Source organism: Akkermansia sp. RCC_12PD, assembly GCF_036417355.1.
GTDB lineage: Bacteria > Verrucomicrobiota > Verrucomicrobiia > Verrucomicrobiales > Akkermansiaceae > Akkermansia.
In genome coordinates, this window is record NZ_CP143889.1 from 1,087,173 (window position 1) to 1,107,981 (window position 20,809).

The 20,809-nt window shown below is 53.4% G+C and carries 19 protein-coding genes; 9 read left to right on the top strand and 10 right to left on the bottom strand.

Annotation, left to right across the window (positions count from 1 at the left end):
* Positions 1-58: 58 nt before the first annotated feature.
* Positions 59-739 carry a hypothetical protein gene (locus V3C20_RS04480; RefSeq protein WP_330935427.1) on the bottom strand — a complete coding sequence of 227 codons (681 nt, stop codon included), beginning with the start codon at positions 737-739 and terminating at the stop codon, positions 59-61.
* Between the two features lie 109 nt (positions 740-848).
* Between V3C20_RS04480 and V3C20_RS04485 the strand changes: the two genes are divergently transcribed.
* Together V3C20_RS04485 and V3C20_RS04490 are read left to right on the top strand one after the other, a co-directional pair.
* On the top strand, positions 849-6,113 hold the full coding sequence (locus tag V3C20_RS04485; RefSeq protein WP_149874417.1) for an RHS repeat-associated core domain-containing protein: 5,265 nt from the start codon (positions 849-851) through the stop codon (positions 6,111-6,113).
* Positions 6,043-6,783, top strand: coding sequence for a hypothetical protein (locus tag V3C20_RS04490; RefSeq protein WP_149874643.1), 741 nt, complete (start codon positions 6,043-6,045; stop codon positions 6,781-6,783). The genes V3C20_RS04485 and V3C20_RS04490 overlap by 71 nt, the downstream gene beginning before the upstream one ends.
* A 134-nt stretch (positions 6,784-6,917) precedes the next feature.
* On the opposite strand, the gene V3C20_RS04495 is transcribed toward V3C20_RS04490, so the two are convergent.
* Positions 6,918-7,412, bottom strand: coding sequence for a low molecular weight protein-tyrosine-phosphatase (locus V3C20_RS04495; protein WP_130084133.1), 495 nt, complete (start codon positions 7,410-7,412; stop codon positions 6,918-6,920).
* 191 nt (positions 7,413-7,603) lie between these two features.
* Here V3C20_RS04495 and guaB point away from each other — a divergent pair, with 191 nt between their 5' ends.
* From guaB to V3C20_RS04525, 6 genes are all read left to right on the top strand, one after another.
* Positions 7,604-9,055 carry an IMP dehydrogenase gene (gene guaB, locus V3C20_RS04500; RefSeq protein WP_130084132.1) on the top strand — a complete coding sequence of 484 codons (1,452 nt, stop codon included), beginning with the start codon at positions 7,604-7,606 and terminating at the stop codon, positions 9,053-9,055.
* A 10-nt stretch (positions 9,056-9,065) separates the two neighbouring features.
* A complete protein-coding gene (gene guaA, locus V3C20_RS04505; protein WP_130084131.1) occupies positions 9,066-10,589 on the top strand; it encodes a glutamine-hydrolyzing GMP synthase in 1,524 nt (507 codons plus the stop codon).
* Between the two features lie 75 nt (positions 10,590-10,664).
* The gene (locus V3C20_RS04510) at positions 10,665-11,270 is read left to right on the top strand and encodes a sugar O-acetyltransferase (RefSeq protein ID WP_130084130.1); all 606 of its coding nucleotides are present in this window, start codon (positions 10,665-10,667) and stop codon (positions 11,268-11,270) included.
* Entirely contained in the window at positions 11,267-11,896 is a 630-nt protein-coding gene (locus V3C20_RS04515) for an HAD hydrolase-like protein (RefSeq protein WP_130084129.1), read from the top strand. The genes V3C20_RS04510 and V3C20_RS04515 overlap by 4 nt, the downstream gene beginning before the upstream one ends.
* Positions 11,897-11,969: 73 nt before the next feature.
* Complete coding sequence (locus V3C20_RS04520; protein WP_130084128.1) at positions 11,970-12,956, top strand: AEC family transporter; 987 nt, start codon at positions 11,970-11,972, stop codon at positions 12,954-12,956.
* Positions 12,957-13,213: 257 nt separating this feature from the next.
* The gene (locus tag V3C20_RS04525; RefSeq protein ID WP_130084127.1) at positions 13,214-13,696 is read left to right on the top strand and encodes a hypothetical protein; all 483 of its coding nucleotides are present in this window, start codon (positions 13,214-13,216) and stop codon (positions 13,694-13,696) included.
* Between the two features lie 134 nt (positions 13,697-13,830).
* Here the strand turns inward: V3C20_RS04525 and V3C20_RS04530 are convergent, their stop codons facing one another.
* The 8 genes from V3C20_RS04530 to V3C20_RS04565 all read right to left on the bottom strand — a co-directional run bounded on the left by V3C20_RS04530 (position 13,831) and on the right by V3C20_RS04565 (position 19,735).
* On the bottom strand, positions 13,831-14,898 hold the full coding sequence (locus tag V3C20_RS04530) for a 3-deoxy-7-phosphoheptulonate synthase (RefSeq protein ID WP_067569344.1): 1,068 nt from the start codon (positions 14,896-14,898) through the stop codon (positions 13,831-13,833).
* 158 nt (positions 14,899-15,056) lie between these two features.
* The gene (locus tag V3C20_RS04535) at positions 15,057-15,698 is read right to left on the bottom strand and encodes a prepilin-type N-terminal cleavage/methylation domain-containing protein (protein ID WP_130084126.1); all 642 of its coding nucleotides are present in this window, start codon (positions 15,696-15,698) and stop codon (positions 15,057-15,059) included.
* Between the two features lie 168 nt (positions 15,699-15,866).
* Positions 15,867-16,343: a preprotein translocase subunit SecG gene (secG, locus tag V3C20_RS04540; RefSeq protein ID WP_130084125.1), complete on the bottom strand. Its 477-nt coding sequence runs from the start codon at positions 16,341-16,343 to the stop codon at positions 15,867-15,869.
* Between the two features lie 41 nt (positions 16,344-16,384).
* On the bottom strand, positions 16,385-16,723 hold the full coding sequence (locus V3C20_RS04545) for an aspartate 1-decarboxylase (RefSeq protein ID WP_067569353.1): 339 nt from the start codon (positions 16,721-16,723) through the stop codon (positions 16,385-16,387).
* A gap of 73 nt (positions 16,724-16,796) precedes the next feature.
* Positions 16,797-17,732: a riboflavin biosynthesis protein RibF gene (gene ribF / locus V3C20_RS04550; RefSeq protein ID WP_130084124.1), complete on the bottom strand. Its 936-nt coding sequence runs from the start codon at positions 17,730-17,732 to the stop codon at positions 16,797-16,799.
* Between the two features lie 4 nt (positions 17,733-17,736).
* The gene (truB, locus tag V3C20_RS04555; protein ID WP_130084123.1) at positions 17,737-18,471 is read right to left on the bottom strand and encodes a tRNA pseudouridine(55) synthase TruB; all 735 of its coding nucleotides are present in this window, start codon (positions 18,469-18,471) and stop codon (positions 17,737-17,739) included.
* Positions 18,468-19,481: a DHH family phosphoesterase gene (locus V3C20_RS04560; RefSeq protein ID WP_130084122.1), complete on the bottom strand. Its 1,014-nt coding sequence runs from the start codon at positions 19,479-19,481 to the stop codon at positions 18,468-18,470. The genes truB and V3C20_RS04560 overlap by 4 nt, the downstream gene beginning before the upstream one ends.
* Positions 19,482-19,567: 86 nt before the next feature.
* Positions 19,568-19,735, bottom strand: coding sequence for a hypothetical protein (locus tag V3C20_RS04565; RefSeq protein ID WP_153812568.1), 168 nt, complete (start codon positions 19,733-19,735; stop codon positions 19,568-19,570).
* Between the two features lie 208 nt (positions 19,736-19,943).
* Between V3C20_RS04565 and V3C20_RS04570 the strand changes: the two genes are divergently transcribed.
* A complete protein-coding gene (locus V3C20_RS04570) occupies positions 19,944-20,795 on the top strand; it encodes a metallophosphoesterase (RefSeq protein ID WP_161981360.1) in 852 nt (283 codons plus the stop codon).
* Positions 20,796-20,809: the final 14 nt, after the last annotated feature.

Consider the following 20,809-nt stretch of genomic DNA (forward strand, 5'->3'; position numbering starts at 1 on the left):
ACCCCAATGTAACTCCTCCGGACAAGGAAGGGGAGGAAGTTATCACCCTGGTCAATCTTTATCGGGACGAGGAAGAGGAGACCACCTCCAGCAGCTCTTCGGAAGGGGGAGGGTTTGATTTTGGGTTTGATCCCAAGTCAAGCAGCTCCAGTTCCAGTTCCAGTTCCAGCTCCAGTTCCAGCTCCAGTTCCAGCTCCAGCTCCAGTTCCAGTTCCAGTTCCAGTTCCAGCTCCAGTTCCAGCTCCAGTTCCAGTTCCAGTTCCAGTTCCAGTTCCAGCTCCAGCTCCAGCTCCAGCTCCAGTTCCAGTTCCAGTTCCAGTTCCAGTTCCAGTTCCAGCTCCAGCTCCAGCTCCAGCTCCAGCTCCAGCTCCAGTTCCAGCTCCAGTTCCAGCTCCAGTTCCAGCTCCAGCTCCAGTTCCAGCTCCAGCTCCAGCTCCAGCTCCAGCTCCAGTTCCAGCTCCAGCTCCAGCTCCAGCTCCAGTTCCAGCTCCAGCTCCAGCTCCAGCTCCAGCTCCAGCTCCAGCTCCAGTTCCAGTTCCAGTTCCAGTTCCAGTTCCAGTTCCAGTTCCAGTTCCAGCTCCAGTTCCAGCTCCAGTTCCAGCTCCAGTTCCAGCTCCAGTTCCAGCTCCAGTTCCAGCTCCAGTTCCAGTTCCGGTTCCAGCTCCAGTTCCAGCAGCAATTCCTCTTCCTCCTCCAGCGGACCGGAAGAAGAAGGCTGCCCATGCCCCTGTTCCTGCAAATGCGAGGAAGAAAGCGCTCAATCCGAGTGTGACAAGAATGGAGGACCCAACTCTGCCGGAGGCCACTCCTTCGGCGGCAATCCGAATGATCCCGACGACTGTGAAGGCATGCTGGAAGTCGGCGGGGAAAACTCCGGAGGCGGGGGTGAAGGAGGCGGAGCTACTACCTTTGCCACCTTCAGTTTCCGAGCCAATCCTCAATGCTCCATCGGACTGCGCTACAAGCATCCCCTCGAATGGACCTGCTCCTGGGACTCCGCTTCCCGCCAGGCAACTGTCAAGCGCCCAACCGGCAGCTCCATCTCTTTCCGCGCCGCCGCCGGAAGCGCCGACGCTCCCGTTTCCGGAGGCTCACGCAAACTCAACTACAGGGTCCGGCTGCTCAACCAGGACAAGTCTCCCTGCACTGACGGAAATCCCATTTATCTGGACATGGTCCAGAGCAATGGAAGTACCCTGCGCTTCTCGGCTTCCACCGGCAAGGTTGTCTCCCTGATTTCTTCTTCCGGGGTGGAAACCACGGCGGAAGCCTATGCTGCCAAACTCCAGGTCAACCGCCATCCCTCCACCGGCGCCATCCAAAGCATCTGGTCCCAGTCGCAGGGTCTTCTCCAGGCAGTGCCTGAAGGCAACAAACTCACCCTGGAGTGGTACTCCCCCTCCCAGGTGAACAAAACCGCCCGGAGCGTAACTGCTTCCGGGACTCCCTACAAGACGGTCAGCTATGAAAATACTGTCAAGGATGGAGAACCCGTGATGCTCATCACCGAGCAGAGGCAGGGCATGCCCGCCTTCCGCACGGAGCGGAAAGTGGAAGGCAACAATGTAACTATCACCCAGGGTGAAGGGGACGAGCGCATCGTACGGCGGATTGAGCGCAATTTCCTGCCCGGCTCCAAGTGGGAAATGATTGAGAGCTACCGCAAGATCAACGAGGAAACGCCCGTATCCTGCGTACGCACCGTCCAGAAGAGCACGGACGGAGGCTGGCTGACCATCAGCAGCACGGAAGGCTACGATACTCCTCTGGCCCAAACAACACTCTACACGTATAACGACCAGTTCCGCGTGTCATTGGAAATCAAGCCCGACGGAGGCTACACGCGCTATGAGTACGACGACCAGGGCCGGGTGGTTCTGGAAGCAACACCGTGGGCAGGAGGAGGAGAAAAAGGAACACGTACCACCTATGCCGACCTGCGTTTCAATGATTTCAGGCCGGCAACGGAAAGGGAAATCATCATTGCCCAGGACGGAACGGAAACCGTTCTGAACCAAAGGAGCTACACTTATGAAGACAGCCACGAAGTCAACCGGACCACAGTTACAGAGACGGCTCTGGGCTCCGATGAGGTTCACACAAGCATCTCGGAGACTTATGGAGAAGCAACACAATACCCTTATGCCCGGGGAAGACAGAAGATGAGCCAGGGTATCAACGGCGTTCAGACCGTCTATACCTATGAAGCCACCACGGATCATGGTGCTACCCACAAGGTGACCTCAACTGTCCAGGCAAACGGGAGCATTGTTCCCGGCCAAAGTACCAGAACCGTGCAATACGTCGCTGAAAACGGCACCACCACCAGACAGGAGCAATACGTCCACACAGGTGAAAATTGGTCTTTAATTACTTCGGAAGATTATGAATACGATGTTGAACTTCGCCGTACCAAGACGACGAAGGGCAATGGACGCATCCGCACGACGGAATGGATGTGCTGCGGTCCCTTGAGAGAAACCGACGAAGATGGCATCACAACCAGCTACGCATACAACTCGGCCAAGCAACTAGTTGAAACTATTCGTTCCGCCACGGAAACCACGCCTGAAACCATCACCAGCTACATTTATGATGCCGCAGGAAGGATTATTTCCACACGAAAGGATGTCGGTGCCCTGACGACGGTTGAAAGCACGGAGTACGACGATTTGGGAAGGGTTATTTCCACAACCGATATCCTCGGACGTGTGACCAGGACCCAATACAGTGACAATCAACTCACCACCACCATTACCAATCCTTCAGGGGCGACTCAAGTAGTTCAAAAATATTATGATGGATTCATTATATTCCGGGGAGGAACCGGTCAGCGGGAAACCGAAGCACAGATTAATTTAACACCAGAAGGAATCCTCATTACTATCTTTTCTCAAGGTTCTATCCTCACCAAAACCTTGGAAAACGGCTTTGGTCAAACTATTCGACAAGAACAACCAAATACTTTGGGAGAATTCATTATCACAAGAAACTACTACAACGACAAAGGACAGCTCATCTGTACCCAGACAGAAGATATGGCACCTACAATGACTTCCTATAATGAAATTGGTTACGCAATTAAAGAAACCATTCTTTTGGATCAGTTTAACCCGGACAATGTCACGAAGAACAGAATATCGGAAAATACAATATGTCATCAAATCAGGGAAGATGGCGTATACCAATTACAAACATTCATAACGTACAATACTGCAGGTTTTCCTCTTACACAAATCAAAGAAAGTTTAATTTCTGAATTGAGTTCAGTATTAAAAAAGAAAAATATTACTACAGACATTTATGGACATCAGAGTATGCAGTGGACAGAATACGGAGGCCCTACTCAATGTATCCATTACAGTCAAATCCCTACCTCCGACATCGTGGCTACATTTCTTGCCGTAGATAATTTTACGGTAACTCAGACCGACCATGCCGGTATCCATTTCTCACAGGAAAGATCCTACACCACTAAAGGCATGATTTTACAGCAAACCGATGCCCGAGGAAATGTCACCACAACAGAATTTGATATTGCCGGACGCTCCGTCAAGGTTACCAATCCTGCTGGAAATGTAACAGCGATCCGCTATTCATCTTATTATGATTCTCCAATCTGCATAACCAATGCTCTGGGAGACACCATCTGCTATTCCTATGACATTCGTGGTAGAAAGACGGCTGAATTCGGAACTGCTACACGCCCCCTTTGTTTTGCTTATGATGAAACCGACCATATGGTAACTCTCACCACTTTCAGAACGGGAGAAGGAGATATCGCAACTGATCCTTCTGACCGTACTGATGGAGATAGTACTACATGGCTATATGATACGGCTACGGGGTTCGAATTGAAAAAGACCTATGCGGACGGCTCCTGTACCGTCAAAACTTATGATCGGCTCAATCGTCTGGAAACCGTCACCAAAGCACGTGGTATCATTACCAGCTATGCATATGCACAACTTACCGGAGAACTCATTTCTGTCACCCATAATGACGCCACTCCTCCTTGGCACTTCAACTACAACCATCTCGGACAGATAATTTCTATCACTGACGCTTCCGGTATTAGAGAACTTTCCTACGACGCCTATGGCAAAATGATCCAAGATACTTCCTTTGGAACTGTAGAAAATTGTCTTCAGGAAAATTTCGATTCTTTTGGCCGTTCTTCTGGATATTGTTTGATGCTTGGAACACGTACTGTTCAACATTCCTCTCTTGGTTATAACCACAAAGGAGCTATCACTAGAATGGATTTAGAAGAATTGACATCTCCCTTCACTTGGGAATATGATAATGTTAGTGGTTTCCTTAAACAATTATCCTATCCTAATGGTCTCGTCCGCAAGAACATCTATCATCCCACTCTCAACCTTTTTTCATCCATCAACTATGAGGACTTGGAAAATGGCGATATGATTGCCGGACATACCTATCAATATGACGAACTGATGCGTCCAATACAACGCCAAAACTTCTGGGATGCAACCACAAGTACAACAAGAAATTTTACCTATAATAGTAGAAGTGAGTTGGTCAATGACCAGTTCTTAGCAGGAGAGAACTTTGTATACCAATACGACAATATAGGTAACCGCAAAATCTCCCGGGAGCTGGAAGGAGAAAGATACTATAATACCAACCGACTCAACCAATATATAACTATCAACCGAGAAGAAACGTCATTCATACCTTCTTACGATGCAGACGGCAATCAAACACATATCAAAACTTCAACAGGCGTTTGGAACGTTTCCTATGATGCTAATGACAGACCCATCTCCTTCACCAGTGAAGATAACCGTCTAGTGATTTCTTTTAAATATGATTGCATAGGTCGATGCTTCGAAAAAAAAGTTGTAGTCAACAAAATAACAGATAGTCACATTTATTATCTCTACCGGGGTTATTTACAAATCGCCGAACTAGATTTGATGCATCCTGAAGCTATGTTGGTAAAAAGCTATTGGTGGGATCCAAATGAGCCATTAACTACACGCCTTCTGATGATGAAATGCTGGAAAGAAAACATGGCAGCTAAAAAAGAACATTTTTACTATCTATACGATTCCTTAAAAAATGTTACTTCTATCTTTGGAGAACAGAAGGAAAGAAAGGCATTATATGAATATAGTTCCTTCGGACAAGTTCTTAAATCAGAAGGTGATATTGCTCAATTTAATAAGTTCCGTTTTTCCTGTGAATATATGGATGATGAATTGGGACTCATCTATTACAATTATCGGCATTTCAACCCTACAGACGGCAGGTGGATCAACAGAGACCCCATTACCGAACGGGGAGGATGGAATCTATATGAATTCGTATCCAACGCCAACAACAAAATAGACTATTTAGGATTGAATGACTGTTACTGGAGTTCAACTGCAAATATGCCCCTACCTAGACCAACTTCTTCTACGCCCGAACCGGATGAGCCAGATGGTCTAGAAAGTTTTGAAAAAGCACTAAATGAAAATTTAAAAACACTTTCAGAGTATAAGTGCACCTTTTTAATCACCTATTCACAACATGGGAATATTGTAGGCGAAAAATTTGATACTAAAGCTGTTGTAGAAAAAGTGAAAATGTTGATACAGAAAAAATTCGATAAGGACTGTTTAACAATCAAAGAAGTACCGTCTCACACACCTGAATGTCTTATAGAAACAATGAAAAAAGAAAAATGTTTGTGTGGAATTGTATACATCGGTCATTCGTCTACGAATCCCTCTAGAATGATTTTTGACCCGGCTGCAAATGGTCAAAAAAGTATTGCGTCAAGTCAAACAGAAGGAAATCCCCATAGATATCCGCCCACCTGTCTACCTGTAGACAATCTTCTTCCGTGTAATACTTCTGCAATTTTTGGATGTCAATCCGCAAAGGGTGAAAATTCTATTTCTGAATCCATAAGTAAACATTTTTGCGGAACAGTAGTTGGTTCAAAGGGGAAATTAAATTTTGATGGAGGCAATCCATATACACCTTCATTCTTGTGGATGGGTGGCAGTGAATTTGTCAAATTCAAAAATGCTAAAGAAAAAGAAAAAGAAGTGCCAAAAGAATGTTGTTGCACAAAAGAAAAAAAAGATGTTGAATAATAATATGTTTTTTAAAGTAATAAAAATCGTTTCTTTTAGTTCATTGATGCTCACCTCGTCTTGCAAAGAGAATCAATCTGGTACTGAAAAACCTCAAAGTCAAAATGGATCTATGGAAAACACTCTCAAGAAAGAAAGAAAAAAAGCCATCATTAACGTGATTGCTACTACTCTTCTCGCGATGAATGGTGAGGAATGTTTTACTTGGAAAGGACTAGCACCTGCTGCATTTTATCGAGGCATTTTATTTTCTATCAATTTAAAAAACACTACCCAGGAATTTCAAAGAGAATATGCAGTGATGATGCTGAATTTATCAAAAATATCCGACCATGAAAAAGACATGTCCCATGCTGAAATGAATAAAAAAATGGCGCCAGTATTTCGCCAATTCAGGGATTATCTTAAAAACAACTACAGAGATATAAATATTGATTATATTATAGAACAATTTGGCAATTTTAAAAATAGGAGTCATGAATATGCAATGTTAAAATTTGAAGGTGTTGAAAATAAAGATAAAATATCCATAAAAGAAGAAGAAAAATATTCTTTTCTTGAAATGAGATGTACAACATTGAAAGAGCAATTAGATTATTTAGAAAAGTCCAACAAATTTAAGGAAGAATTCATTAATGAAATGATGCATGACCGCAATGTCAGTCAATAATAAGTCTATAAAAATTACGATGCCCTTGTAATTTCATTTAAAAGCATGAGGGACAGCGACTCCTATTCATTTCTCCCAACAGCCGTCATATCGGCAGTCTTTTGACATCATGAAATAATAGCCTTAGACACCTCTCAGGGATTCATCTGTTTTTTCAAATGTCCCAGTAAACCGGAGCAGGCATCTTCCAGAAGTTTCACGACGTGTTCAAATCCTTCCCGGTCGCCATAATAGGGATCCGGTACCTCTTCATCCAGAAAATGGGTTGCGAAAAAGCACATGGGTACGATTTTTCGTTCTGCGAGCCCATTCTTGTCCATCTTCTTCAAATCGCGCAGGTTTTCCCGGTCCATACCCACAATCAGATCAAACTCTTCCAAGTCATTCTTCCGGACAGGGCGTGATTTGAGTCCTGGATTACTGTAGCCGTATTTTTTCAAGGCTTCCAGCATCCGGGCATCGGGAGGATATCCCCGATGGTAGCCGATCATGCCGGCGGAGTCGCTTTCAATTTGCCCTTCCAAACCTTGTTCCTTCACCATGGCCTTGAAAATGATTTCAGCGGCAGGAGAGCGGCAGATGTTACCCAGGCAGACGAAAAGGATGCTGTACGGTTTTGGGGTATTCATGGACATGATTCTTTTTCTTTTAGGATAAGAGAGGCGTTTTTGCAGATCAAGAGGGAAGAGTTTTCTACAGGGCAGCCACCATTCTTCCCGCCGGCGTTTGTTCAGCTGCGCTCTTCCGGGGCATATCTTCAAAAACGGAAGGTCTGTGTGTTTCGGCTTGCGTCAAAGGGTATTTGACTGTAGATTGTCGCATGGCAGATTTCCCTCTTGGATTAAGTTTTGACGACGTGCTCCTGCTGCCCCGCCTGAGCGCGATTCTTCCCGGTGATGCGGACATCAGTTCCCAGCTCGTTCCCGGATTCAACATGAAAATCCCCGTGCTTTCCGCGGCCATGGACACCGTTTCCGAATCGGAACTGGCCATTGCCCTGGCACGTGAAGGCGGCCTCGCCGTCATCCACCGCAACAATCCCATCGACATTCAGGCGGCCATGGTCTCCCGCGTGAAGCGGTTTGAAAACGCCGTCATCCCGAACCCCGTCACGGTGAGCAAAGACATGACGCTTGAAGAAGTCCATCACGTCATGATGGACCAGGGTTACTCCGGCTTCCCCGTGGTGGATGCCAACCGAAAGCTGGAAGGCATCGTCACCGGCCGCGATATGCGCGGAGTGGACGATTACGAACACGTGCTGGTGAAAGATGTGATGACCCCTCTTTCCCGCCTGATTACCGCCGCCCCCAGCACCACTATTGAAGAAGCTCGCCACATCCTTTACACGCACCGCATTGAAAAGCTTCCCCTCGTGGATGAAAACGGCGTTCTTGCCGGCCTGATCACGGAAACGGACATCCAGAAGCGCGCCATGTTTGCGGACGCCTCCAAGGACGACCACGGCCATCTGCGCTGCGGCGCTGCCGTAGGCGTAGGCCCCGACTACCTGGACCGGGCCAAGGCCCTGGTCGCCGCAGGGGCTGACGCCCTGTTCATCGACGCCGCCACAGGCCATACCACACGCGTGATGGATGTGGTTTCCAATCTCCGCAAGCTGACGGACCGCCCCATCGTGGCCGGCAACGTAGTCACTGCGGAAGGCGCTTCCGACCTGATCAAGGCGGGCGTCCAGGCCATCAAGGTGGGCGTGGGTCCCGGCTCCATCTGCACCACCCGCGTCATTTCCGGTGTGGGGATGCCCCAGTTCACCGCCATTAAGGAAGTAGCTTCCGTGGCCCGCCCCGCAGGCGTAACCGTCATTGCGGACGGCGGCATCCGCTATTCCGGAGACATCGTGAAGGCCCTGGCGGCCGGCGCCGACCTGGTGATGCTGGGCGGCCTGCTGGCAGGCACGGAGGAAAGCCCCGGCAAGGTAGTCCATTACCAGGGCCGCCACTTCAAGCAATACCGCGGCATGGGGTCCCTCGGAGCCATGCGCCGCGGCTCCGGCGACCGGTACGGGCAGAACAGCTCCGGCAAGCTCGTTGCGGAAGGTGTGGAAGCCCGCGTCCCGTACAAGGGCATGCTGGCGGACGTCGTCTTCCAGCTCATGGGCGGCCTGCGTTCCGGCATGGGCTACCTGGGCGCCCGCAACCTGCAGGAGCTCCGGGAAAAGGCCCGGTTCGTCCAAATCACTTCCGGCGGCCTGAAGGAAAGCCATCCCCACGACATCACCATCACGGAAGAACCCATCAACTATTCCTGCTAAAATCTCTCTCATGGACGACAAACATCTCGTAGCCGTCATCGACTTCGGCTCTCAATACACCCAGCTCATCGTGCGCCGCGTGCGCGAACTGGGCTACATGGCCAAACTGTACGCTCTGGAAGACCTGGACCAGATCCACGAACCCGGAGCCGTCATCCTTTCCGGCGGCCCCAAAAGCACGACGGACGCAGACGCGCCGGATATCGACTTCAACTGGCTCCAGGGCCTGAACGTTCCCGTTCTGGGCGTATGCTACGGCATGCAGCTTCTCAACATCAAGCATGGCGGGAGCGTCAAGGCCAGCAACAAGCGGGAATACGGCCCCGCCGCCCTCATTCCGGAATCCCTCACAGGGCTGTATCAAGACATGTCCCCTTCCTCCCAGGTATGGATGAGCCATTCGGACACGGTGGACCATCTGGCGGAAGGCTGCCGGATCATCGCCCGCAATGCGGAAGGAATTCCCGTCTCCCTGCAATGGGGGGAAACCACCTTCGGCATCCAGTTCCACCCGGAAGTGACCCACTCCCATGAAGGGCGGACCATTCTGCGCAATTTCCTCTCCTGCGCCGCCAATCTGAAAAAATTCGACATCGGCGACTTCAAGAGGGAACTCATCCGTGAAATCCGCGAACGCGTGGGCGACAAGCAGGTCGTCTGCGGCGTTTCCGGCGGCGTGGACAGCACCGTGCTGGCCGTTCTGCTGCATGAAGCCGGGGTAAACATGCGCGCCATCTTCGTGGACAATGGCCTTCTGCGGAAAAACGAGGCGGATGAAGTCCGCGCCAACTTCGCACGCATGGGTGTCAAGATTGAAACGGTGGACGCCTCCGAACGCTTCCTGACGGCCCTGGCCGGAGAGGGAGATCCGGAAAAGAAGCGCCGCATCATCGGCGGCCTGTTCATTGACGTATTCTGGGATGCCGTGGGCAATGCGGAAATGCTTGCCCAGGGGACCCTGTATCCGGACGTGATTGAAAGCGCCTCCAACGCCAAATCCAAGGCTTCCGTCATCAAAACGCACCACAACCGCGTGGAACGCGTTCTGGAGCTTCAGGCGCAGGGGAAGGTACTGGAACCCCTGGCGGAACTGTTCAAGGACGAGGTACGCGAACTGGGAGCCTCCATGGGCATCCCCCACGACATTCTGTGGCGCCACCCCTTCCCCGGTCCCGGCCTGGCCGTGCGCTGCCCCGGCGTGGTCACCAGGGACCGGCTGGACATCATCCGGGAATGCGACGCCATCTTCATCGGCAACCTGAAAAAATACGGCTGGTATGAAAAAGTCTGGCAGGCCTATGCCGGCCTCATTCCCGTCAAGACGGTGGGCGTCAAGGGGGATGAACGTTCCTACGAATGGGCCACCAATCTGCGCGCCATTGTGTCGGAAGACGCCATGACGGCGGACTGGGTGGAACTGCCTGCCGCCCTGCTGCGTGAAACCAGCAACCGCATCCTCAATGAAGTAAAGGGCATCAACCGCGTCCTTTATGATATTTCTACGAAGCCTCCGGCCTCCATCGAGTGGGAATAAAGGCTCTACTGCCCTGCCGCCGCCCGTGCGGCAGGGTGCAGCCCCTCTCTTCAACCAGACAATCATGAAACTGACATGAAGACCGAATTGGAAAAATGCATGGCGGGTGAATGGTATGATTGCCATGACAAGGTGTTTCTCGAATTCAAGAGCAAAACCCACCGCCTGTTGATGAAGTACAATTCCCTGCCTTATGACCGGAAGGAGGAAAAATACGAGGTGCTGAAGGAAATGTTCGGCAGCATCGGAACCAAAGTCTCCATCGGCCACTCGTTCATCTGCGACTACGGCTGCAACATCCACATCGGGAACAATGTCACGGTCAATACGGGATGCACCTTCGTGGACTGCAACAAAATCACCATCGGGAACAATGTCCTGATAGCCCCGAACGTCCAAATATATACGGCTACGCATCCCGTTGATCTGAATGAACGCCTCGCCCCTGTTGAAACGGATGACGGCGTTGACTACATACGCCGTACATTCGCCCTCCCGGTGATGATAGAAGACGGCTGCTGGATCGGGGGCGGTGTCATTATTCTGCCCGGAATCACGATTGGAAAAGGCAGCGTCATCGGCGCCGGCAGCGTGGTCACCAAAAACATTCCGCCCGACAGCCTGGCCGCCGGGAATCCCTGCAAAGTTATCCGTAAAATCAACGGGAACCCCGGACAATGATTAAATTGATAGCATTTGATCTGGACGGCACGATAGGGGAAACAATCCCCATGTGCATCAAGGCGTTCAAGCAGGCGGTTTCACCATACGCGGGCCATGTGCTGAGCGAACGGGAAATTGTGCAGACCTTCGGCTTGAATGAAGAGGGAATGATCAAAATGGTTGCCGGGGAAAAATGGCAGGAGGCGCTTCATGACTTTTATCCGATTTATGAAAGGATGCATGAGGAATGCCCCAAACCCTATGAGGACATTTGTGAATTGATAAAAACGCTGCGGGCCGCTGGAATACTGGTTGCCCTGATCACAGGCAAGGGAGAAAAAAGCTGCATGATCACGCTTGAAAAATTCGGCATGCAGAACCTGTTCTGTTCCATCAAGACAGGATCGGAAGACAAGCCGAACAAGGCGGAAGCCATCACGGAACTGCTGCACTTTTACCAACTCAACGAAGAGGAATTCTGTTATGTGGGAGACACGGTCTCCGATGTCGCCGCATGCAGAACCGCGGGCGTAACCTGCCTGTCCGCCGCCTGGAGCGCAGGCGCAGACGTTACCGCCTTGAAAGAGGCCAACCCTTCCAAGGTATTTTCCAGTGTCCAAGACCTGTTGCGTTTTTTGTGTTGAATGCCGGATGATGTGTCGTTAAACCATCCCCCGACGCCAGTTTCCGTCCATTTCCCCCACAAAAATCCCCGCCATGGACACCAGCTCCATCATCGTCGCCTCCTTTCTCTCCACTATTCCCGTTTACCTCTTCTTTGCCACGGGGTTTTACCTGCGGCACAAGCAGGTTATTCAGGCGGACCACGACGCCCCCATCATGCGGCTGGCCATGGACGTAGCCTATCCGTGCCTGGTCTTTCACAGCATCATGAAATACATGGTGCTCTCCGGCAATGAAACGCTCAGCAGCGTCGCCTTCTCCCTCCAGGCCATAGGCGCTGGCGCTTTGGAGCTCCTGCTCGGCATTGCGGCGGCATGGCTGGTAGCCAAAATGCTCCGCATGCGCATCGGCACCGGTCTGCGCACCTTCACCCTGACGGCAGGGGTGCAGAACTACGCTTTCTTCGTCATCCCCATCATCCAGATGCTGTTCACGGCCAGCAATGACCCCACGCTGGGCGTTCTCTTCGTCCACAACGTGGGGTGTGAACTGGTGGTTTGGAGCATTGGCGTCATCATCATTGCCGGAGGTCCCGGCAACCTGAACATGGGCGTCTTCTTCCGCGGTCCCCTGCTGGCTGTCATCGTAGGCCTGACACTCGCATGGTCCGGCCTAGGAGCCTACGTCGCCCAAGCGCCCCTGATGAAAGCCCTGGAAATGATCGGCAACTGCGCCACCCCCCTCTGCCTCATCCTGTTTGGCTGTTCCATGCGGGACCTGTGGCACAACATGAAATGGGAGCCCAAGCCTATCGTCTGCGGCCTTCTGACGCGCCTGGGACTGGCCCCGGCCCTGCTCCTGCTCATGGCGTACTTCCTTCCGGTTGACGACTACATCAAGCGGGTAATCGTCATCCAGGCGGCCATTCCCTCCGCTGTCATTCCGGTCATTCTGGCCAAACGGTTCGGCGGCCATCCGGACCTGGGCACGCAAATCCTGCTGACCACCACCGTAGCCTCCTTCCTGACACTGCCCTGCTGGCTCACCCTGGGGTCCATGCTGGTGGTTCCCTTATATTGATCCTGCCGGGGGTGGACGGTACTCACCATTCCCGTGCCGCCATCCTGGATATTGTTCGCCTTTCAACCTTCATTCCCCGCCCGGCTCTGTAAACCGCCTCCAGTCCGGCGCCACTGACCGCCTGTCACGTTCGGAACGGCAGCGGCACCCGGCGGAAGGGAAAAACCGCCCCAATTCCCTCTATCCGCAAACCATGGCCCGGAGGGAGCCCTACCTTTGTGTTGACTCTCCAGGCGGATATGTATTGAATGTGCTTCATGAGATTTCCTGCCACCTTTTCCATCGCGGCCATGGTTCCGCTTCTGTTTTCCTGTGCAGGGAAAATCACCAGGATTGAACACGTGAGGGAAGTGCCTTTGAAAACCACGTCACTCCCGTCGGAGGACGTAGGCATGCACCGTTCCCAGGCTACTTTCCTGCTGTACGGGGCTGTCTCGAACAAGGAACGCGTCCAGCGCCAGGGCCAGTACTACTTCGTCACCTGGTATGATGCGGATCCGGACCAGGCGGTCACGCTGATCATGATGTACCGCCAGGGAAAAACGGGATCCAGAATCCTGACCAAATCCATTTCCTACCCTGCCGGGCGGAAAGGCGGCACGCAATCCCCCGTCTTTGAATTCATTGGGGACGATGCCAAGGAAAACGGCCAGATACTGGCGTGGAAACTGCTTCTGAAGGATCAAAACGGCAAAACCCTGTCGGAACGCCATTCCTACCTTTGGAACGACAAAGTTTAACCCTCCGGCTTCTCGCCGAAGGGTTAATAATAAAACTGGAATCGGAACGGCCTCTCCGTCAAAAGACGAAAAACTGCCGGCTCTCTCCGGCTTTTGCCGTTCATCCGCCTCTTTTCATCCCCCCGCGGGAGGCATCAGGCTTCCTGACGCTTCGCGCGGCGCGTACGGACGGCGGCGGCGAGGTTTTCCAATACTTCTACCGTCGTGTCCCATCCGATGCACTGGTCCGTGATACTCTTGCCGTACACCAGATCGGAACTCAAAGGCTGCGCTCCTTCCACGAGATTGCTTTCAATCATCACGGCCGCTACCTGGTCGGAACCTTCGGCAATCTGCTTGGCGATGGCGGCGGCAACGCCCGGCTGGTTGCGGTAATCCTTGCAGCTGTTCCCGTGGGAGCAGTCAACCATGATGCGGTTGTTGATGCCGGCCTTCTGCAAAGCTTCCCCGGCATCCTTCACATGCATCTCATCGAAATTCGGGCCCAGAGAAGAACCGCGCAAAATAAGGTGGCAGGACTTGTTGCCCGTCGTGGAGACAATGGCGGAAACACCCTGCTTGGTCACGGAAAGGAAGCAATGCGGGCAGGAGGAGGAAATGATGGCGTCCACCGCAATTTGAAGGCTCCCGCTGGTGCCGTTCTTGAACCCCACGGGCATGGACAGGCCGGAGGCCAGCTCACGGTGCACCTGGCTTTCCGTCGTGCGTGCGCCGATGGCGCCCCACGTAATGAGGTCTGCAATGTACTGGGGCGTGATGGTGTCCAGGAACTCCGTCGCGGCAGGCACGCCCATGTCTCCCAGGCGGAGCAGAAGGCCGCGCGCCATGTGCAATCCACGGTTGATGTCGAACGTGTGGTTCATGAACGGATCATTAATCAGCCCCTTCCAGCCTACCGTAGTACGGGGCTTTTCAAAATACACGCGCATGATGATCACCAGATCCTTCTCAAAGCGCACCATCTGCTCCTTGAGACGGGCGGCATAATCCACCGCTGCCTGGGGATCGTGGATGGAGCACGGCCCCACCACCACCAGCAGGCGGTCGTCATGGCCGGAAATGATGTTCTCCGCATTCTTGCGTGTCGTAGCCACCATCTTCGCGATCTCCGTGGTCGCCGGATAATCCTTGATCAGGATGGCGGGGGAAATCAGGGGCTCGATGTCTTGAATGCGTACGTCGTCTGTTTTGAACCAGTTCATGTCTGGGACTTATTGAGGGGTTTTTGATAGGGGTTGAAAAGAAAAAAATACGGTTTGGAGCCAGTATGCCTGAATAATCGCAGGGCCTTCCGGCGGCATGCCGGAAAGCCCTTTTAAAAAGAATGAACCCATTCGGAAACGAACGGATCACGAATGCGTTACCAGGACGTTACATTGTCATCCGTAAATTCCTGATTGTTGATATGTCCGTCTTCCGTGCTGCCCTGCTTGTCCTTGCCCACGCTGTAAACGGCCACGTTCTTGGTAACCATGCGGGAACCCACCTGGACGCGGGGGGAACGGTCGTCCGGATTGGCATTCAGAACAATGTGGTAGGGAGATTCCCATGGGTCTATCAGGCTCACGCGTCCGCGGCTCTCAAAAAACAGGCCGGGAGCGCCTTCCACGTCCGTGGTGGTGGTGTTGAAGTAGGCAGTCTTCTTGGGATTGAGCTTCCTGTCTTCATCTCCACGGTCCATGTGATTCGTCAGAATGCTCATGATGCGGCTGTCGTCGTCCAGAGCGGTGGTCAGGTAATACTGGCCGTCCTTGCGGGCCTTCCTGCTCATTTCCCGACCGGTCCAGGCTACGGGGGGCCGGCCGTTGTCCATCATGTAATTTTCTATGGCTGTCTGCAATCCGTTGCAGTCGCTCCGCGCCGTGGTAACGCGGGATTTTTCCATCACGCCGTTCACCACGATCATGGAGATGCCGGCCAGCGTCAGGATAATGGCAATCACCACGAGCAATTCAATCAGCGTGAATCCCTTGGATTTACGGTTCAGAAAAGGTGCTTTCATACTTTGCCAAGAGTACCGCAATTACGATTGAGGGCAAGCGGAAAACTTGCCGGGCGCCCAATTTCAAAAGGCGCTTCCCGGCTATCCGGAAACACACGCCGTTGCCTTATGCAAAAACATCCCCGGCAGACAAAAAATCATGCCGGGGATATTTGGAAAAGCAAACTTCTATTGCTGAGGCGCCGGAGGCGTTTCGGGAGCCGGAGCCCCGGGAGTATCGGAAACGGGCGTTTCACTGGCGGCGGCCGCTTCAGCCTCTGCGGCGCGCCTGCGCAATTCCTCCTGCTGAAGCTCTTCAGGAGTCTTGACGGGGACGGAAGCTTCCTGTTTGGCGGCGGCTTCCTGCATTTCCGGACTCAGCAAACTTTCGGAACTCTTGACATGCTGGCGGTTGATCAGCATGGCCAGCACCAGGCAAAGAAGCATGAATGCGGAACCAAAATAAACCGTAGCCTTTTTCAGCACGTCCGTCGTGCGGGCCCCAAAAGCCTGGTCCGTAATGGCCGCGCCGAAGGCCGCGCCCAGCCCCTCCTGCTTGGGTCTTTGCATAAGTACCACGCCCAGAAGAAGAAGGGAGACAACAACCAAAACGGCAAAAAGCAACTGAATGCTGATATTGAGTGAATCTGCTAGAAAAAGGTTCATGAGCGCGGGGAGTATGTGTGAATTCGAATGGTTTGTAAAGTCTAGGAAATGATTTCGTTATGCTCGTTGCAGACGATTTTCTTAGGGACAATGGGCTTGTCGGACAGGGCAAAGCTCATAATCACCACGCGTTCCCCCGTCTTGATCAGGTGGGCGGCGCCTCCGTTCATGATAATATTCCCCGTTCCCGCCGGGCCCTGCAAGGCATATGTTTCCAAACGATTGCCGGACGTGACGGAGGCCACGAGCACTTTCTCCCCGGGCCACAAATCCACCGCCGCCATCAGATCGGCAGGAATCTCGATGCTGCCTTCATACTGAACATCGCCGCGGGTAATCATGGCACGATGGATTTTTGATTTTAACTGCTCAACCAACATGACGTGCGAACACAAAACCCCCGATCGCCCCCGCGGTCAAGCCGACATCCTTCATTTTACAGTTTTTTGTGTCTTACTCTGCCCGTTCCAGCACTTCCGCGGCCTGCCGGGCATCCAGCGCAAGCTGGCTTTTCAGGGCGTCCAGAGAAGGGAATTTGGCTTCCGGCCTCAGAAACCGTACGGGCGTCACCTCCATCTGCGCTCCGTAAATATTCCCCGGCTGGCCGAACAGATGGGTTTCCAGCAGAAGCTCACCCGCTTCTCCTTCCACGGTGGGGCGTATTCCCAGATTGGCCACGCCGCCGTAACCCATCCCGTTCACGCAGGCGCGGACGGCGTAAACTCCCTGGGGGGGCAGCAACTCGGTACCGGGCCTCATGTTGGCCGTGGGGTAATCCAGCAAACGCCCCAGCTGGCGGCCATGAATCACCGTTCCCTGCCAGCGGAAGGGACGCCCCAGCAGCCGCATTGCCAGAGGAAAGTCTCCGAGCCGCACGGCCTCCCGGATGCGGGTACTGCTGACCCGCTCCCCATCGCGCAAAATGGCGGGAATGGCCGTCACCTTGAACCCGTAATGTTCTCCCAGGCTGCGCAAAGTTCCCACATCGCCCGCACGGTCGCGTCCAAAATGCCAGTCCTCGCCCACGACAACCTCGGCCACCCGGCAGGACGAACACAATTCCCCGATGAACTCTTCCGGGCTCATGGACGCCAGCGCCGCGGAAAACTCCAGGCTCAACACCATCTCCACGCCCATTTCTTCCAACAGGGCGAACTTTTCACGGTCCGCGGCCATAATGGCTGCCGGCGCCTCCTCCGGCCGGACGTGTGCCAGCGGATGACGGCGAAACGTCAGCACAGCGGGAATTCCGCCGTTCCTGCGGGCGCCTTCCACCGCGGCGCCAATCACCGCCGCATGGCCGACATGCAGCCCGTCAAACATCCCCATGGCCCAGTGCACGGGGGAGGACACGTCCTTCAATTGCTTGAACTCCTGGTAAACAAACATGCTTTTACTTGGCAATCAGGATGGCCGCCAGTTCCGCCAGGGAAAGCATTGTCCGGAACAACTCCTCCCTGGGCGCGGTTTTCAGGGTTTCCACCGTAATGGCCCGGTCCAGCGTAAAGCGGCCGGACTGCGTGCGCCGCAAGGCGCTCAAATGGGCTCCGCAGCCCAGCGCCTTTCCTATATCATAGGCATAGGAACGCACGTAAAAACCCTTGGAGCACTGAACGGTGAAATCCACTTCCGGAATGGCCATGCGGGTAATCCGGTGGCCGAAAACCTCCACGGGCCGCGGTTCACGGACAACTTCCTGCCCTTTGCGCGCCAGCTTGTACAGCGGCACGCCGTCCTTCTTGATGGCGGACACCATGGGAGGAATCTGCTCAAACTGCCCGTCAAACCGGTCAAAGGCATCCCTCACCGCCTCATCGGTAACACCTTCCACGGAATACTCCGCCACCACTTCCCCCATGGCATCCTGGGAGGAAGTCTCCACGCCCAGCGTCAGCGTGCCGGCGTATTCCTTGTGTTCGCACATCAGCTTGTCCTGAAGCTTGGTGGCCTTTCCCACCACCAGCATCAGCAGCCCCGTAGCCATGGGGTCCAGCGTACCGCAGTGGCCGATCTTCTTGATCCCCAGGGACCGGCGCGCAATCGCCACAACATCGTGGGAAGTCATGTCCTGCGCCTTGTCGATCAACAGTACGCCTGACGGAGTTTGTATGGAATCGGAATTATTCATGAAATCTGCTGTTGGAGCACGCGTTCCACTTCCGCCTGCATGGCCTCCAGAATAACGAGGCGCACTTCCTCAACCGGTCCCCTGATGCGCACTCCGGCAGCCATCGCATGGCCGCCGCCTCCAAAGCGGGAAGCCAACTCGGCCACGGAAATTTCCGTTACCTTGGACCTCAGGGAAATGCGGATGCGCGGATCGTCCTCGGACTCCTCCAAATAAGCGGCCAGCCAGACGCCCTGAACGGAACGCAGCAAATCAATCAATCCTTCCGTATCTTCCGGGCGGCAGCCTATCCGGGCCTTGGCCTCATTCGTCAGGCAAAAAGTGCAAATCCTGCCGTCCGGCGTCAACTGCATGCCATTGAGCACTTCACGGAACAACTGCATCTTCACCCACGGTTTCTCCTGATAGAGCTGGCGGTTGATATCCTGCACATTGACTCCCATCCGGATCAGGTCCGCCGCCAATTCCATCACGGCGGCCGTCGTCATCTGGTACTGGAAAGACCCCGTGTCCGTGCTGACGGCCACATAAAGGGCATCGCGCATCACCGGAGTAAAGGGAATGCCCAGATACTTGAAAAAATAATAAAGCACCGCCCCCGTGGCGCATTCATCCGGCAGAACGCACTGCACGTCCCCAAACCTCTCATTGGTCTGGTGGTGGTCGATGTTCGCCCACACCTTGGCTCCGGCCAGGGCACGCAGGCTCCGTTCCCCCAGGCGTTTCAAGGCGCCGTTATCCACGGAAATGGCCACTTCCACATCCACCGGTTCGTCAGGCGTGGAAATAATGTCCTCCACGCCGGGAAGAAAGGCCAGGCTGGCAGGAACGCCGTCCTCATTCATCATGACCACGTGCTTGCCCATGTTCTTCAGGGCATCCCCCAGAGCCAGCGTGGAGCCGATGGCGTCCCCGTCCGGATGGATATGCGCCACTACCGCAAAGCTGTCATAATTGCGGATCAAGTCCGCCAAAGGCGCAAATTCGGGACAATGTTTCCAATCTTCCATATGGTCTGCCCCGTTTGTATAGAAAAAGCCGCACCTGGACAATCACCAAGTGCGGCTTGAAAAGTCGTGTCAATCCCTGAAGAGGATTACTTCTTGGACTTCATGACCACGGGGGCAATATCGGCGCCCGGCTGGTTCAGGTCGTTGAACTTGGGAAGGGGAGTCAGGGGCGGAGCGCCCTGATCCTGGCAGCAGCAGGAAGCCATGATGCTTGCCGCGAAAGCGGAAAGAGCCAGAATGGTAATCTTCTTCATATGCGTGGTTAAATGATGGGTGATAAAGGATATGGAAATATCTTGGAGCATAAAAGCACACCATCCGGGCGGCCGTCAATCAAATTTGATAAAATCTGTTCCCGGAATGCCTTCCGGCCGGAGACGGACGGTTCTGCAAGGGGCAAGACGCATAAATCGCTGGCCTCACGGCATGGGAAGGTATAATGTCCGCAAAGCTGTTTTTGCTATGCCTTTCTCCGTTAGAATCCTCCGGTTTTTCGGCATCCTGCTGCTGGGTGTTTGCGCGCTGGGGGTAGCCGCCATAAGCTGGGCTTATCTGATTGAGCCCAACCTGCTGTTCGTCCGGCAGGTGGACTACCGCATTCCCCAGTGGAATGGGCGGGGCAGCCCCCTGAAAGTCGTTGTCGCCGGAGACCTCCATCTCATGCCCACCGCATTTGACGAAGTGAGAGTCCTACGCTACGTTCAGAGGATCATGCAGCTCAAGCCGGACCTGATCCTTCTGGTGGGGGATTATGCCCGCGGCTCCAGTAAAAACGCCAGCATGAACCCGCAAAAGGCGGCACAGCTCCTCCAAGGGCTGGAAGCACCCTGCGGGGTATTCGCGATTCAGGGCAACCATGATTTCACATTCGGCTGGAACAACTGGAAGAAGGAACTGACCCATGCGGGCATCAGGATTCTTGCCGACAAAAGCGTTCTCATCACGCTTAACGACGGGCGCAGGCTCCAGCTTTCCGGGCTTCTGGATTCCTTCCGCCACTCAAAAAAACAATTCCCGGAACGGCAGTCCCCAAACATCCCTCACATCGTATTGTGCCACCGTCCGGAAATCGACCACATTCTTTCAGAAGGGGACGCGGACTTCATCATCAGCGGCCATACGCACGGCGGCCAAATCCGCCTCCCCTTCAATCTGCTATGGTTTGAAGCCAGCCCGGAGCATACCCAGCCCTATACCTACCCCTGGCATATTTCCGCCGGAAACAAATATCTGATTACCAAAGGCCTGGGCACCAGCACGCTCCCCCTGCGCTTCAACTGCCCGCCGGAAATCTACCTGCTAACCTTGCACTGATGGCGGCAATCTGT